Origin of the sequence: Paenibacillus sp. ACRSA (assembly GCF_022346845.1) — a bacterium.
Classification (GTDB): domain Bacteria; phylum Bacillota; class Bacilli; order Paenibacillales; family Paenibacillaceae; genus Paenibacillus.
Genome location: NZ_JAKRNP010000003.1, coordinates 243,792 through 257,617, shown reverse-complemented (window position 1 = coordinate 257,617; position 13,826 = coordinate 243,792). Strand labels below are relative to the sequence as shown.

Here is a 13,826-nt window from a genome sequence, read left to right as displayed (position 1 = left end):
TTTCTTAGTGCTTTCCTTAATTACATCTTTTGTTATACAGGTCTTACTGTAAAAGTGAAGTGATACGCACGGTTAGCGGGCAATGTATATTCTGCATGAGTTGGCGCACCCCAGCTATCATCTCCGCCTACGCCCATTTGTTTGTAATTGATACGAGCAACGGTCTGGGTGCTCTGAGGTAATTTGTACACATGGTCATGTGTCTCAAGTTCCTCAGGAGTCCACGGCAATGCATTAATCTCGAACGGTGTTGCTGATTCGAAGCGGACACCGGTTGTACTAATGCTAGACGTAATTTCAGCATAGCGTACATCGGTTTTGTTACCGCATTCCTGTGGTCTCAGGTACGGAACGAATTGATCGCGAACGGCTCCAGTGTAATAGCCTAATCTTGCGCTGGTCAGCCGGTCTGCATAGTTATCGTGTGGCCCTCTACCATACCAAGAGATTGTATCCAGCTGGTTATTCAGTTGCAGCAGCATGCCGAATTCCGGTAGCTCGGGTAATCCTTCACCTGGAATAAGATGCTGTTGTATTTCCAGCGTGCCATCTGGGAGCATCTTGTACGTAATGGACAACGTGCATCCTGGGTGTGCATTCCACGTATAATCGCTTGTCACGATGCAGTTTTGTTCATTCACTTGATGTTCGAAGCGAATTAATTGGCTAGTCGCGTGAGCATCTTTCCAGAAGCCGGAACGCTCTGGCAGACCGTTACCTAGATCATTGTCTGTCACCGCACGCCAGAAATTAGGCCGGACGGGTGCAAGGAGTTGCTCTTGCTTGTTGATCTGATAGGAGGTAAGCGCACCTGTAGTTTGATCAAAAACAAACGATACATGATCACTACTTACGCTTAACTCGTTCTGTGCATCCTCTACGAGTAACGATATACCCTTGCCTTGGTCTGCTGCCTTGGTTGGTTGTAATCTTGGCGATACAACGAACTGATCCCAAGCGACTTCATGACCCTCACTTGCCCATTTGGTTGCAACTTTGGTCACGAGAGACACGGTTAATACCGCTTCTTGGAACAGATCTGCCGATGGAGTATAAGGAATCCGAATTTCGCTCGATTCTCCAGGTGCCACGGCAATGTCAAGGCTACCGTTTTCGACAGGCTTACCGTCATGTAATAACGTCCATACAAGATCATATTCGCTCAGATCGGTGAACAGGAAGAGATTACGGATACGCAAGATACCCTCCTGTACATTCACAGCTTCCATACGAACATTCTGGTAACATTTCTTCACTTCTTCAAGCTTCGGTGTAACAGAGCCATCTGCTAGGATCAGTCCGTTTCCGCAGAAATTCCCATCATGCGGCGATTCTCCGAAGTCCCCACCATAGGCGAGATATTCAATCCCATCTGCTGTAGTTGTGAGCAGCGCCTGATCGATCCAGTCCCAGATAAAGGCTCCCTGCAAAATGTCATAACGATCAAATACATCCCAGTATAAGTGCAGTCCACCACATGAGTTACCCATGGCATGGCTGTATTCACAGATGATATACGGTTTCTTCGGCACCTTCAGCTGGGCATATTCCTCAACTTGTTGAGGTTTGATATACATGGTTGACTCGATGTCACTTGCTGAATCGGAAGGACGATAATGGAATGTTCCCTCGTAATGAACAAGTCTTGTTGGGTCAGACTGCTTCAGATAATCGTACATAGCAATGAAGTTGTCGCCACCGAAGGATTCATTGCCCAGCGACCAGATGATGACGGACGGATGATTTTTGTCCCGTTGGAACATCGAGTTACAGCGATCTAACACATTCTCTCGCCATTCTGGCTTGCTTGCAGGAATGTTGTTCTCATTCAGTTCCTTTTGTCCGTAGTACCATGATCCATGTGTCTCCAGATTCGTCTCGTCGATGACATAGAGGCCGTACTCATCACACAGCTCGTACCAGAGCGATTGGTTAGGATAATGAGAGGTACGCACGGCGTTAACATTGAAAGATTTCATCAGCTCAATGTCACGGATCATGTCCTCAGCGGTAATCGCACGTCCTGTTTTCGGAGAAAATTCATGGCGATTCACACCTTTGAAAACAATGCGTTGACCATTGATTTTCATCAAACCGTCCTTCAATTCAAACGTGCGGAATCCAACGCGGGAACGAACCGCCTCAACCGTTTCACCATGGCCTGCCTGTATGGACAGAACTAATGTATATAGATTGGGGAATTCTGCACTCCATTTCAGTGGATTGGTTACCTCTGCAGATAAGTGAATGCTTAGTTCGTTGTTATCATTTGCAAAAGAAACAGCCGCTTGTATTGGTTGATCCAGCACCGCTTGTTCCTGTGCATCATAGAGCTGTGCCTGCACGCTCATTCCATCTGTAACGCTGGCATTGTGATTGAACAGTGTCACATCGATCTGTAGCTCAGCATCCTGATAGGCTGCATCAAGGTTAGTTTGTACGAAGAAGTCAGCAATCTGAACCGGTGAAGGAGAATACAGATATACGTCACGGAAAATACCACTCATTCGCCAGAAGTCTTGATCCTCCAGCCAGCTTGCATCACACCAGCGGTATACTTCTACGGCAAGTGTGTTCTCGCCCTCATGTAGATACGCGCTAATATCAAATTCCGAAGGGGTAAAGGTATCTTCGCTATAACCGACTAATTCGCCGTTAACCCACACATAGAACGCAGATTCAACTCCTGCAAAATGGAGAAGAACAGGGCGATCCTTCCAGTCTGCAGGCACGGAGAATGTTCGAATATAAGAACCAACAGGGTTATAGGTTGTTGGTGCGAATGGTGATTTTAATTCTGGCTCACGCTCTGACCATGGGTAACGGATATTCGTGTATTGTGGATAGTCATAGCCTTGAAGCTGCCAGTGCGAAGGAACCGGGATCTCGTCCCACTGGCTATAATCGTAATTAGTCTCGTAAAAGGATGTGATTCGAGCATCTGGTGTTTCTGCAAAAGCAAACTTCCACATTCCATTCAGGGACTGGTACCAAGGAGAAGACGTTGCTTTATTGTTCAATGCTTCCGCAACAGACGGAAATGGCATCATTGAAGCATGTGCATTTAATCGACCGACTTGAAAGGTCTCAGGATTATTGTTCCATTCAGGATAACCATTGGCTGGAGGGGTGTAGTTCAATTTGTTTCTCATCACAGCAACTCCTTCAATAATGTTATAATATTGTCATTATAAAATTGAAAAGGCACTTATGAAATAAAGGATATTGCCCACATCTATCACAATATGAAACTAAATGACAAGGTGGTGAACTGGTGGAGACTCAATATAGGTTTGGGAAAACAGACGAGACCTCTCGTTTGCCGATTTATATGACTACAGTAGGGTATTGGGAGCATCAGAAGGAGACAGATCGTCCGCAGGGTTTTCCTGACTATCAGATCCATCAAGTCATTGAAGGGCAAGGGAAACTGATCATTCAGGATGAGGAGCATCTAGTCGGCCCAGGTGATGTGTTTTTCCTCTATCCTGGTATTCCGCATCGTTATCACCCGATAAGTGAGCACTGGGAGCTGGCGTGGATATCCTTCCAAGGGCGAGAGGCCAGTGAGTTGCTATCTTATGCGGGTATCACCCATTCGCGCGTATGCAGATTGAGGTCTAACAAGCTATTACAAGGACTGCAACACATGCTTGTGAGAGAAGAGAGTGTGGAAGATACCGATTATGAGATTGAATGCTCCAAGTGGTTATACGCGCTGCTGCTTGATCTTAAACCAATGCTTATCGCTCCAGCTAATCACAATGATGAATTACAGCGGTTAAAGCCCGTGTTGCAGTATATCGCTGAGCACCTAGATCAATCGTTGTCTCTAGCTGAGCTAGCCGAAGTGGCCGTGGTGTCCCCGCAGTATTTATGTCGATTGTTCCAGCGGGCATTATCCACCAGACCTTTGTTCTATGTGAATCAACAGCGTATTAATCGCAGCAAGCAATTGATGTTTAGCGAGATGCAGCTGCGAATATACGAAATTGCCCATCGGGTTGGGTACGAGAATGCTAGTTACTTTTGCGCCATGTTCAAAAGGCATACCGGCATGAGCCCGGAAAGCTTCCGTAAGCTGCATGGATTACACTGATTTCATTCACAGCCTGAGGGAGACAAAAGGCTGTGAATGAAATCCCAAGGTAACGAATCGGAAGGCTGTTATATCAACTTTCATCTGTCATCTTAGTGGCTAGTGTTCATATTCATTAGTTCAACTTATATAGAAGGTATATGTGTAACGGCGTATACTTCGCTCAAATGAAATGCCAGATAGATCTTCATCCAGCCTTCTGAATCATTCAGATCAACACCTAGAATTTCTTCTATTTTACGTAGGCGTAAATAAAGTGTATTGCTATGAATATGCAATCGTTCGGCTGTAGCCTGAACGGAGCGGTTCTCTGCAATGTACGTTTTAAGTGTAAGTTCGAGCTCACCTGATTTATGCTGCTGGAGCGGTGCTAGGACTTCATGAATATAGTTTTCAATATCTGACGTCTCTTGATTGAGGAAGAGTTTGTTAATGCCGATATCTTCATAGAGCATCATCCCTACCTTATTACGCTTCAGTAGAAATGAAAGCGCGCGTGCCGCCTCGTCATTACTCTTCGATACATATTCCAGCCCACGGTACACCCCGCCAATGCCCATCAAGAGTTTCGGCGTCTTGGAGGTTGTCCATTTTTGGATGGCGACCTCAAGTGTGCTTATGACGTTCAGCCGGATTTTGGGATCGGAAGCTGCGGCCAGAATCGTTATTTTATTGTGGGTATTGAACAGGAGATGCTCTGTCGTACCTAGCTCCTTTTCCGTAAATCCAATCAGCTTCCGAACCCAGTTTTCTGTTGTTTTCATATCCAGATGCTCACTCTGAAGTTGGATCTGTATGACGAAGAGGGACTGATGGGCTGGTAAATGAAAACTGGCGAGTCTGCTCTCTAACTGCTGAGGCTCCCGATACTGTACCAGATCAGCAAAGAAATCCTGATTTTTACGATAAGTCATTTCTGTCAGTGAGTAGGTATTCATCATCTCTAGTGTGACAATGGCTCCGCCCTGTTCAAGAATGACATGATCAAGCTGGCGTAAGGGGTGACGCAGCTCGATGAGGAAACAACCGAGCATTAGAGAGCCATACACAATGGGATATAGATATACATCGGGATTCCCGTCATCAGGTAGTGTCATAGGATCGAAGCTGTTCTCTAAGACACTGTAGACATTGAGCTCGTCAAGCACTGTACTCTCCGGTATCGTAGGATACCAATCACCTCTCGCCATATCAATATAATAGGTAGGCAAGTGAAGCATCGAACCGACCTTCTCGATGGTATGCCCTAAAGAACCGTGCTCAATGGACAGTTTGGTAAACTGATTATGAATTTCATTACGACTGACGAGATAACGGTTCTTCTCCAGTAGCTCAGAGTACATGGTCGCGTTGGAGATGGCGATCGCGGCTTGATCCGCAAATCCTTGCATTACGTTCAGATCATGCGGAGCAAAACGCCTGTATTGTGTGAATTGATAGACGAGCATGACCCCGATTTTACGCGTGTTCATCGTGACAGGAACAGCAATCATGCCTTTAGCCACACTATCATTGGGCAATGCACTAACAATAATGCTGGCGTTCTCCGGATTGACGTTATCCATATCTTTGTACGCCTCTTCTGGATTACTGTAAATACGGCCGATGCCTTCCTCATATACCTTCCCAGTAATTCCTTCATCAATCTCTCCTTGATATTGAAACACACTATCCTGAAAACCAACCTTGGCTCTGGGAATCATTTTACCGGATTCAGGATCGACCATCATAAATAAACCACAGGACAGGGAGGGGATGACCTTAAGAGCATTCTCCATAATTTTCAGCAACAGATCGTTTAATTCTAATGAGCAGGTAAGCTCTCTAAGTCCTTTCATCCAGCGCTCATTGTGCACACGTTCCTCCATAATCTGCTGTTTAAGCAGTTCTTCCCGGATCAGTGATTCGAGACGTTCACTCTGTAAGAGGGTCAGCTGCTTATGGGTTTCGACAGCAACACGAATATTACAATGGGACAAAAAATCAAACGTATACTTAAATATTTTCCAATCTGAAATGGGAAATCTATCTTCTATATATTCAGGCATCTCTCCAACAAGCAGCCAGTTATTCCACTGAACATCATAATCATCCTTAAGCCATATGCCGTATCGGCAGGTTCCGAAACTATGTGTCATAAAGGAATGAATCGTCTCATTCATCATGTGCGTGACTCCTTTCGTGTACCAATACATAACATTAGTCATATCAGTTTGAAGGAAACATCCCCTTCACTGTGTGCATCACTAGAAATGTCCATATAAAGCTGTTGGTATCAACAATGACATTATACAATTGCAGCTTATATAATGTCAGTAACTTTAACGCAATACAATTTCAATGTATTACAACAGTATAGCTTTAACTTGAATAGGTACAACACGTATCGTTCATTACGATGATGCGTAACTAAATCTGAAAACGAGGTGGAATATTGATGAGTTCAATGATTGCTTTTACAGGTGCATTGCTGATAGATGGACAAGGCGGAGAGCCTGTTTCCGATAGTGTGGTTCTGGTAGAGAACGGTAAGATTAAAGAAGCAGGTGCCAAGGCAACTGTACAGATCCCAGAAGAGGCTCAGATTGTCGACGTGACCGGGAAAGTCATCATGCCAGGATTGATCGATGCCCATGTTCACGTACACGGAGCGAAGAATCTGAACATGGCTGCGGTGGCTCTTGAGCCAAATGAACTTCAGATGGGGAGAGCGTTACAGGATCTACCGAAGCTGATTAACGCAGGTTTCACAACGGTTCGGGATGTCGGCAGCCATGTTGCTGTGTATGTTCGTGACCTGATTAAGGAAGGCGTGGTAAAAGGCCCGCGAATTAAAACGTCTCGTCATATGCTCAGTCAGACAGGTGGACATGCAGACATTCATATGATTCCAACCGAACTGAACATTTTCACGACATGTGACGGTGTACCAGAAGTCATCAAAGCCGCACGTACTCAGTTCCGTGAAGGTGCTGATTTTATTAAAGTATGCTCCACAGGTGGGGTGTTGTCGGAGAAGGATGATCCACGCTGGTCACAATTCCGACTAGATGAACTGAAGGCAATTGTCTACGAGGCTGAGGCAGTACAGTCTTATGTAGCATCCCATGCACAAGGTACACAAGGAATTAAAAATGCATTGCTCGCGGGTGTCCGTACAATTGAACACGGAATTTATATTGATGAGGAAGGCATCGGCATGATGCTGGATCAGAAGGCCATTCTCGTTCCAACACTGGCAATTGTACATCGAATTATCAAAGAAGGGCATAAATACGGTGTTCCAGAATTCGGAATTCGCAAAGCAGAGCGTGTATACCAAGAGCATATTGAAAATATGATCATTGCACACAAAGCAGGTGTAACCATCGCAGCGGGTACGGACTTCTGTACGTGTGCACCGGTAGAGCATGGCGGTAATGCGCTCGAACTGCGATTGCTTGTAGATGATGTTGGCTTCACACCAATGCAAGCGATTGTTGCTGGAACGCGAGATGCGGCTAAAGCGATGCAGATGGAAGAAGAGATTGGTACCATTGAAGCGGGCAAATCAGCAGACTTGCTGGTATTGAATGTGAATCCGTTGACAGATATTAGTCTGCTCGAAAATACAGCCAATATTGAGCAGGTCTACTTATCAGGTGAACGCTTGAAATAATAAGCAGACAACATAGAGAATGGGGAGAGGTCACCATGTTTAGTCAACCGATTTATATCGCCACGCTATTACTTGTCATATTAGCTGTAGGAGAGTTGGTCTCCATCTGGTCCAAAGCACGAATTCCTTCTTTACTCGTTATTTTGATCGGTTATCTTCTACTGAACTGGGCAGGATTCTTTCCGCAAGGCGTGGTATCTAGCTCTGCACTAAGCGCGTTCGGGGCGCTGATGGTGGCTCCACTTATTGTGCACATGGGTACCTTGATTCCACTGAAATTGATTCGTTCGCAATATAAAGCGATATTGATTTCGCTGTTTGGATCACTGATCGCTACAGGGCTCATTTTGTTAATCGTCACGCCATTCTACGGTTATCCTACAGCCGTTGCTGGATCAAGTCCGGTAGTTGGCGGGATTATCTCCTATCTAATTACAGCTACGAAGCTACAAGAGATGAACCTCGCTCACCTGATTACGATTCCGGCCGTTATTCTTGGTATTCATTCACTTGTGGGCATGCCGCTCGCAACGAATTTACTTCGGAGGTATGCACTGAAACTACAGAAGCAGGGCGCTTTTGAAAATAAAACTTCATCATCAAATAACGTAAATATTAAGGAAGCGAATGCGAAAACATTTCTTCCACAGCGTTTCCACACCGCGCCAATCCTGCTATTGTTCTTGTTTATTATGGGAAGTCTGTCCATCTATCTTGGTAATGTAACCGGGCTTAGCTATAGTATCTGGGCTCTGCTTCTGGGTGTTATTGGTCACCTCGTCGGGTTATTCCCATCACGGATTCTGGATAAGGCTAGTACATCAGGGATTGCTATGATCGGCCTTATCATTGTGGTTATGACAAGTATGGAGTCAATTACGTTAGATGCGGTGGTCAGCTCCATTATTCCCGTATTGTTCATTATCGCAGTCGGGGTGGTCGGGGTGATGATCGGGGGATTCCTTGGCTCCAAGATATTCAAATGGGACCCGCTGAAGGGTCTGCCTGTGGCATTAACAGCCCTATTTGGTTTTCCAGGGGACTACATCATCTGTGAAGAAGTGAGTCGTTCCGTCGGGCGTGATGAGAATGAACGTCAAGCGATTCTGGATGAGATTTTGACACCTATGCTGGTAGGTGGATTTACAACCGTCACCACAGCTTCCGTATTGATCGCGTCTGTACTGATCAAGACATTATAAGAGGTTGTTCAAAAAGTCCGCTTTTGATTACGAAGGATGCGTGAGCGGCATCTCAGCGTCGAATATGGGATTCAGCCGAAATAAGTGGATGCTTACGAAGTTTGTTTCCTTCAGAAACAATGTAGTTGCTCACGTAGTTTTGCCTACGCTCCGCTACTCCATTTCTACCTTCATCCCATCTTCTCGGTACTGAAAACCGCCCTTTTCGAACTCGCACTGTAAGTACATGAGCAGAAGTGGAATGTTTAGTTTAATTTTCTTTATAAAATTGATCTTCTCTTCATCCAAATTTCAGTTTCTATTAAGGTTCGAGGGCTAAGATAAGTCTTGTAAACCCCTTCTCGTGTTAAATAGATGTGTGACTGGCTCCGCTTGGATTGTCTCCGGCGGGGTATTTTTTTGTCCTTTGTGTGCGTTGATTCACGCGCTGATGGTATGATAGGAGAATACATAGACCAATACATAGATCGTTGTACAGATTAGAGACTTGGAGTGGAAAGGAAGAATTCTCATGGATGCGACGTTGCATTCGATGTTTCGACCTATTCAGATGAATAGTAATGATCATCAATCGTATTATATGGAGAGAATGCCTTCTATTGAGTTAATGCCGTATGTGGTATGTTACTGGGAATCAGGCTTTTTTGAGAATAGAGAAGACGGTATGCTGCCTAAGCAGGGGAGTGGAGTGCCTACTCGGGTATTGCCGGACGGTTGTACGGATATTCTGATAACATACGATGCCGCTCAGTCGAAACATACGTTATCGTATTGCGGTAACTACACGCAGCCCTTCGTGTTTAACCAACCAATAGGCCTAGTTCCGTTAGGGGATTATACTTTTGGTGTGCGCTTTTTCCCGGGCGGGGCACGCTCATTTCATGGATTGCCGCTGGATACGTTCACAGATCTGAGGATCGCCCTTGAGGAATGCTGGCCTACCCAGGTGGATGAACTTCGGGAACGCTTGGCTACAACGAACAGCTTTGATGAGCGAGTGCAAGTCATGGAGAGCACATTGAAAAAGTTGTCGGTGCGTATCCCAGCGAATGAGCTGGATCTCATGAAAAATGTTCTGCACCGTATATTCAGCGATGGCGGCAGTATGAATGTACAAGAACTCGCCATGCGTGAGGTTGTGAGTGAGCGGCAATTGCATCGTAAGTTTTCAGACTGGATTGGCATTAGCCCAAAGCGATTCAGCGAAATTGTTCGTTTTCACCGTGTGCTGGCAAGCATTCATCAGAAGTCGGTGAGCGATTGGGCGGCATTGGCGGTTGAGCATGGATTCTACGATCAAGCACACTTGATTCGTCACTTTCGTAAGTTCTATGGAGAGACACCGCTGACTGCTGCTAGGGAACATCAAATGATGATGTCCGATTTGTACAATAGATTAGACAAGCCATCGGTTATACTTAAACAATAAGATGAATGATAAAGGAGATGTCATATGATGAATGGAACTATGCAAATGAGAGATCATCTGCTTCGAGAATTGGAAACCGGCGTGAGTACGGGAGCATCACTTATCCGTCTGATTCGTCCAGAGGATTGGGCATACCGTCCACAGGACAATATGCGTTCACTGGTGGAGCTAGTGCATCATTTTATTCAAATTACAGCTTCGGATCTTGCTATCATGCAAGAGAAAGGTGAAGCAGAGGTAGGACAAGTTGAGAATAGTCTAGCAGGCATCGAGGATATTGAGAAATTAGAAGCAACGCTGTGGAGTAATCTAGAAGCGTACAAAGCCTATATCGTTTCACTCAGTGAAGAGGATCTATTAACCCGTTCAACCAAAGCATTTTATATGGAGCATGGACACCTTCAGGCGCAGTGGCAGATTGAGACGCTAACTCATGTATTCCATCACCGTTCCCAGCTCTATAATTATCTCAAGCAGCAAGGGCATGAGCTAAACTTCTTCATGTTATATGCTTAAGCTCGTGAGAAAAATGATGTTCTGTCAGCGGAGTTTGCGAGTGTAACTCAGGTCAGTTTCTACGTTAAACATACAGTACACATCGCAGCAGCTCTACCGGATTGTTCGGTAGGGCTCTTTCGCGTCCCGCCCCATAATCGAGTCTCATTGTATGTTAAATGTTAAATCTATGAGGTCTAGCAAAAATAGACGGAATAACACTGGCATTTTACCGTTACAATACTAGTTTTCAAACATAGAATACCGTATCAAAACAAAAAGGAGGTGATTCACATGGCTATCCTTTTACCAATTCAGTATTACAATCTTCCAGCGGGCGTAGGCAAGTCCTACTACGAAAATCTGGCTGGAGGTACTAACGCTACTGTAACAGTCAACAACAATGGACCATTTCCCGTATCTCTTGTGATTACGCGTGTCAATGAACCAGTTGTCACTTATGTTGTTCCTGTAAACAGTAGTCTTACGATTGGAGCGGGTCATGTGTTAGTTTTCGCGTTGTTAGCGAATAATGGAGGCCCGGCTTCCGGAACGATTCAATTCGCTGTAGCTGATTTCTAATGCAGACTTGACTGTAGTGCACCGAACAAGCCCTTGTCTGGTAGGTTATCCTTCCGGGCAGGGGCTTAATTTTGGATAGTGCTAGTTTTGTAGAAAATGGTATGATGTGTAAGCTTGTTATATTTACATAACGCTGTTATAAGAATGAGCGCTTCTTGCACAGCACTCAAACCGCACATCGATCAATTCGAAAAGCTGGCTAAGCAACTGTAGACGTCGTTCTCCTGTTTGACATGGCTCCCATTCGATTAATTCATGGTATAGCATTGTACAGAAATTAGTGAATTGGTTATACCAATGGGAGGGTGTAATATCATGAAAGAGACTCATCAGATGGAGCGAAACACGTTTCTGGAAACGGATCGGCTTGAGTTTGCGACTTGGACTGAAGAAGATCGCCCCTTGGCATCCGCGCTCTGGGGTGATCCAGAGGTGACGAAGTGGATGAATAATAAAGGGTTTTTGAATGAGGATGAGGTGGAGGCGCGACATACACAAGAGATGAAACGGCAGCAGGAAGAAAATGTGCAATACTGGCCGATGTTTGAGAAAGAGACAGGTGTATTGGTCGGTTGTTGTGGGCTCCAGCCACATTCGTCGGAGGAGAACGTGTATGCATTGGGTGTTCATCTGACACGGGATCATTGGGGTCAAGGTTATGCGACAGAGGCCGCTCAGGCGGTGATTCAATATGCTTTTGAAGAGTTGGATACAAAATCCCTAGTGGCAGAACATCATCCAGAGAATGAAGCTTGCAGACAACTGTTGCTTAAGTTAGGCTTCTCTTATGTAAGCGATGAATTGGTTGAGCAAACGGGGAAGAGGCATCCGTCATATCTCTTGCAGAGGCCGTCTCAGAAATAACAATAAGGATTCGATGAAACTAGGAAGTGTAGCGCTCACACCATAGTCCTGTCTTGACTAATCCTAATAAGTTCGTCGAATGAAGTCCAAATTCATGCTTTTTTTATTTCATTTTCAGCTTCTATTAAGGTAGCGAAGGTAAGATATTTCTTGTAAACCCCTTCTCGTGTTAGATAGATGTGTGACTGACCCTGCCGGACGCCGGTGGGGTATTTTTTTGTTTGATTTTAAAATAAACCAGATAAACAAACACAAACAAAAATAAATAAAATTAAATGGCGATAATATGATTGACTTATAAAGATAAACAAAGGTATAATGAATGTGAAAAAAGGAACTTACTAGTACGTGGCAAGCTAAAAAATGAGGTAATCTAAGGAGAGAATGATCATGAACGTGACCCTTACGAATAAAACAAACGAAACGGATCGACCTGCTGGCTGGAATATTCCCTTTATCCGTGAAATGGCCGAAATTACACAGCATATGTGGAAAAATGGTTGGGATGAACGCAATGGTGGTAACGTCAGCTATTTACTAGAGGAAGAAGAGGTCGCCCAGTATATTGATATTCATCAGGTGATTCGTACGATTAAACCGGCATTTGCTGTGCATGAGTTGGCTGGGAAATATTTTATTGTCACGGCTTCAGGGAAATATTTCAAAAATGTGCTAGCTGACCCAGAGAGCAATCTCGGATTACTGCGTGTCTCGCAGGATGGACAGGAATTGGAGGTATTGTGGGGCTTGAAGTCGGGAGCCAACCCAACCAGTGAGCTACCTACACACTTCATGAGTCATATTGAACGCCTAAAAATCGACCCAAATCACCGGGTTGTGATGCACAACCATGCGACCAATGTACTGGCAATGACCTTCATTCATGAACTGGACGAAGCGAAGTTCACGAAGACATTATGGCAGATGTGTACGGAATGTGTGGTTGTATTCCCGGATGGTGTAGGTATCATTCCATGGATGATCCCGGGATCGAATGAGATTGGACGTGAGACGGCTGAGAAAATGAAAGAGTATCATGCAGTGATCTGGCCACAGCACGGTATTTTTGGTACAGGGACAACGATTGATGAAGCGTTTGGACTTATTGAGACAATTGAGAAGGCTGCCCAAGTGTATATGCTGGTTGCTGGTCATGAAATTAAACAACGAATTACGGATGAGCAGCTTACAACACTCGCTGGAGCCTTTGGCGTGACTCCACGACCTGGCATCATCGGCACTAATGTTTAATTTAATTCAATGAATTTCATATACGAGTACAAAAGAAAATGGCCTTTGGTTCACAAACCGAAGGCCGTTTCTTTTTTTTGGCATTTAAACGTCAATTAAGCTCAAAAAAGTTCAAATTAATCATAAAGAATGGCTTTGTTATTCATTATTGAATTGTAGAATGCATTATCTCACGCTGACGAATTTCGGGTGAAATGACGTATTGTTATTGTGCTGGCGATTTTGCATAATAACAATGCTTCACAC

The 13,826-nt window shown here is 44.7% G+C and carries 10 protein-coding genes; 8 read left to right on the top strand and 2 right to left on the bottom strand.

Annotated elements, in window-relative coordinates; all coding sequences use genetic code 11:
• Positions 1 to 32 precede the first annotated feature (32 nt).
• Positions 33 to 3,152, bottom strand: a complete 3,120-nt coding sequence (gene lacZ / locus MH215_RS10830) for a beta-galactosidase, LacZ type (protein ID WP_239290160.1) — start codon at positions 3,150 to 3,152, stop codon at positions 33 to 35.
• A gap of 122 nt (positions 3,153 to 3,274) precedes the next feature.
• Between lacZ and MH215_RS10825 the strand changes: the two genes are divergently transcribed.
• On the top strand, positions 3,275 to 4,099 hold the full coding sequence (locus tag MH215_RS10825; RefSeq protein ID WP_239290158.1) for an AraC family ligand binding domain-containing protein: 825 nt from the start codon (positions 3,275 to 3,277) through the stop codon (positions 4,097 to 4,099).
• A 125-nt stretch (positions 4,100 to 4,224) separates the two neighbouring features.
• Here MH215_RS10825 and MH215_RS10820 read toward each other — a convergent pair whose 3' ends face one another.
• Positions 4,225 to 6,264: a helix-turn-helix domain-containing protein gene (locus MH215_RS10820; protein ID WP_239290157.1), complete on the bottom strand. Its 2,040-nt coding sequence runs from the start codon at positions 6,262 to 6,264 to the stop codon at positions 4,225 to 4,227.
• A gap of 272 nt (positions 6,265 to 6,536) precedes the next feature.
• Between MH215_RS10820 and MH215_RS10815 the strand changes: the two genes are divergently transcribed.
• From MH215_RS10815 to rhaD, 7 genes are all read left to right on the top strand, one after another.
• Complete coding sequence (locus MH215_RS10815; RefSeq protein WP_239290156.1) at positions 6,537 to 7,757, top strand: metal-dependent hydrolase family protein; 1,221 nt, start codon at positions 6,537 to 6,539, stop codon at positions 7,755 to 7,757.
• A gap of 35 nt (positions 7,758 to 7,792) precedes the next feature.
• Positions 7,793 to 8,959, top strand: a complete 1,167-nt coding sequence (locus tag MH215_RS10810; protein ID WP_239290155.1) for a hypothetical protein — start codon at positions 7,793 to 7,795, stop codon at positions 8,957 to 8,959.
• A 511-nt stretch (positions 8,960 to 9,470) separates the two neighbouring features.
• Entirely contained in the window at positions 9,471 to 10,388 is a 918-nt protein-coding gene (locus MH215_RS10805) for an AraC family transcriptional regulator (RefSeq protein ID WP_239290154.1), read from the top strand.
• 27 nt (positions 10,389 to 10,415) lie between these two features.
• Positions 10,416 to 10,904 (top strand): DinB family protein, encoded by a 489-nt coding sequence (locus tag MH215_RS10800; RefSeq protein WP_239290806.1) that lies wholly within the window; start codon positions 10,416 to 10,418, stop codon positions 10,902 to 10,904.
• A gap of 273 nt (positions 10,905 to 11,177) precedes the next feature.
• Positions 11,178 to 11,465: a hypothetical protein gene (locus MH215_RS10795; protein ID WP_239290153.1), complete on the top strand. Its 288-nt coding sequence runs from the start codon at positions 11,178 to 11,180 to the stop codon at positions 11,463 to 11,465.
• A gap of 315 nt (positions 11,466 to 11,780) precedes the next feature.
• Positions 11,781 to 12,329, top strand: a complete 549-nt coding sequence (locus tag MH215_RS10790) for a GNAT family N-acetyltransferase (protein WP_239290152.1) — start codon at positions 11,781 to 11,783, stop codon at positions 12,327 to 12,329.
• A 390-nt stretch (positions 12,330 to 12,719) separates the two neighbouring features.
• Positions 12,720 to 13,580 (top strand): rhamnulose-1-phosphate aldolase, encoded by an 861-nt coding sequence (gene rhaD / locus MH215_RS10785; protein WP_239290151.1) that lies wholly within the window; start codon positions 12,720 to 12,722, stop codon positions 13,578 to 13,580.
• Positions 13,581 to 13,826 lie beyond the last annotated feature (246 nt).

Excerpts from the sequence above, each read along its gene's own strand:
- MH215_RS10810 (WP_239290155.1), top strand. The coding sequence starts at position 7,793 with ATGTTTAGTCAACCGATTTATATCGCCACGCTATTACTTGTCATATTA.
- MH215_RS10800 (WP_239290806.1), top strand. The coding sequence starts at position 10,416 with ATGAATGGAACTATGCAAATGAGAGATCATCTGCTTCGAGAATTGGAA.
- MH215_RS10815 (WP_239290156.1), top strand. The coding sequence starts at position 6,537 with ATGAGTTCAATGATTGCTTTTACAGGTGCATTGCTGATAGATGGACAA.
- lacZ (WP_239290160.1), bottom strand. The coding sequence starts at position 3,152 with ATGAGAAACAAATTGAACTACACCCCTCCAGCCAATGGTTATCCTGAA.
- rhaD (WP_239290151.1), top strand. The coding sequence starts at position 12,720 with ATGAACGTGACCCTTACGAATAAAACAAACGAAACGGATCGACCTGCT.
- MH215_RS10795 (WP_239290153.1), top strand. The coding sequence starts at position 11,178 with ATGGCTATCCTTTTACCAATTCAGTATTACAATCTTCCAGCGGGCGTA.
- MH215_RS10790 (WP_239290152.1), top strand. The coding sequence starts at position 11,781 with ATGAAAGAGACTCATCAGATGGAGCGAAACACGTTTCTGGAAACGGAT.
- MH215_RS10805 (WP_239290154.1), top strand. The coding sequence starts at position 9,471 with ATGGATGCGACGTTGCATTCGATGTTTCGACCTATTCAGATGAATAGT.
- MH215_RS10820 (WP_239290157.1), bottom strand. The coding sequence starts at position 6,264 with ATGATGAATGAGACGATTCATTCCTTTATGACACATAGTTTCGGAACC.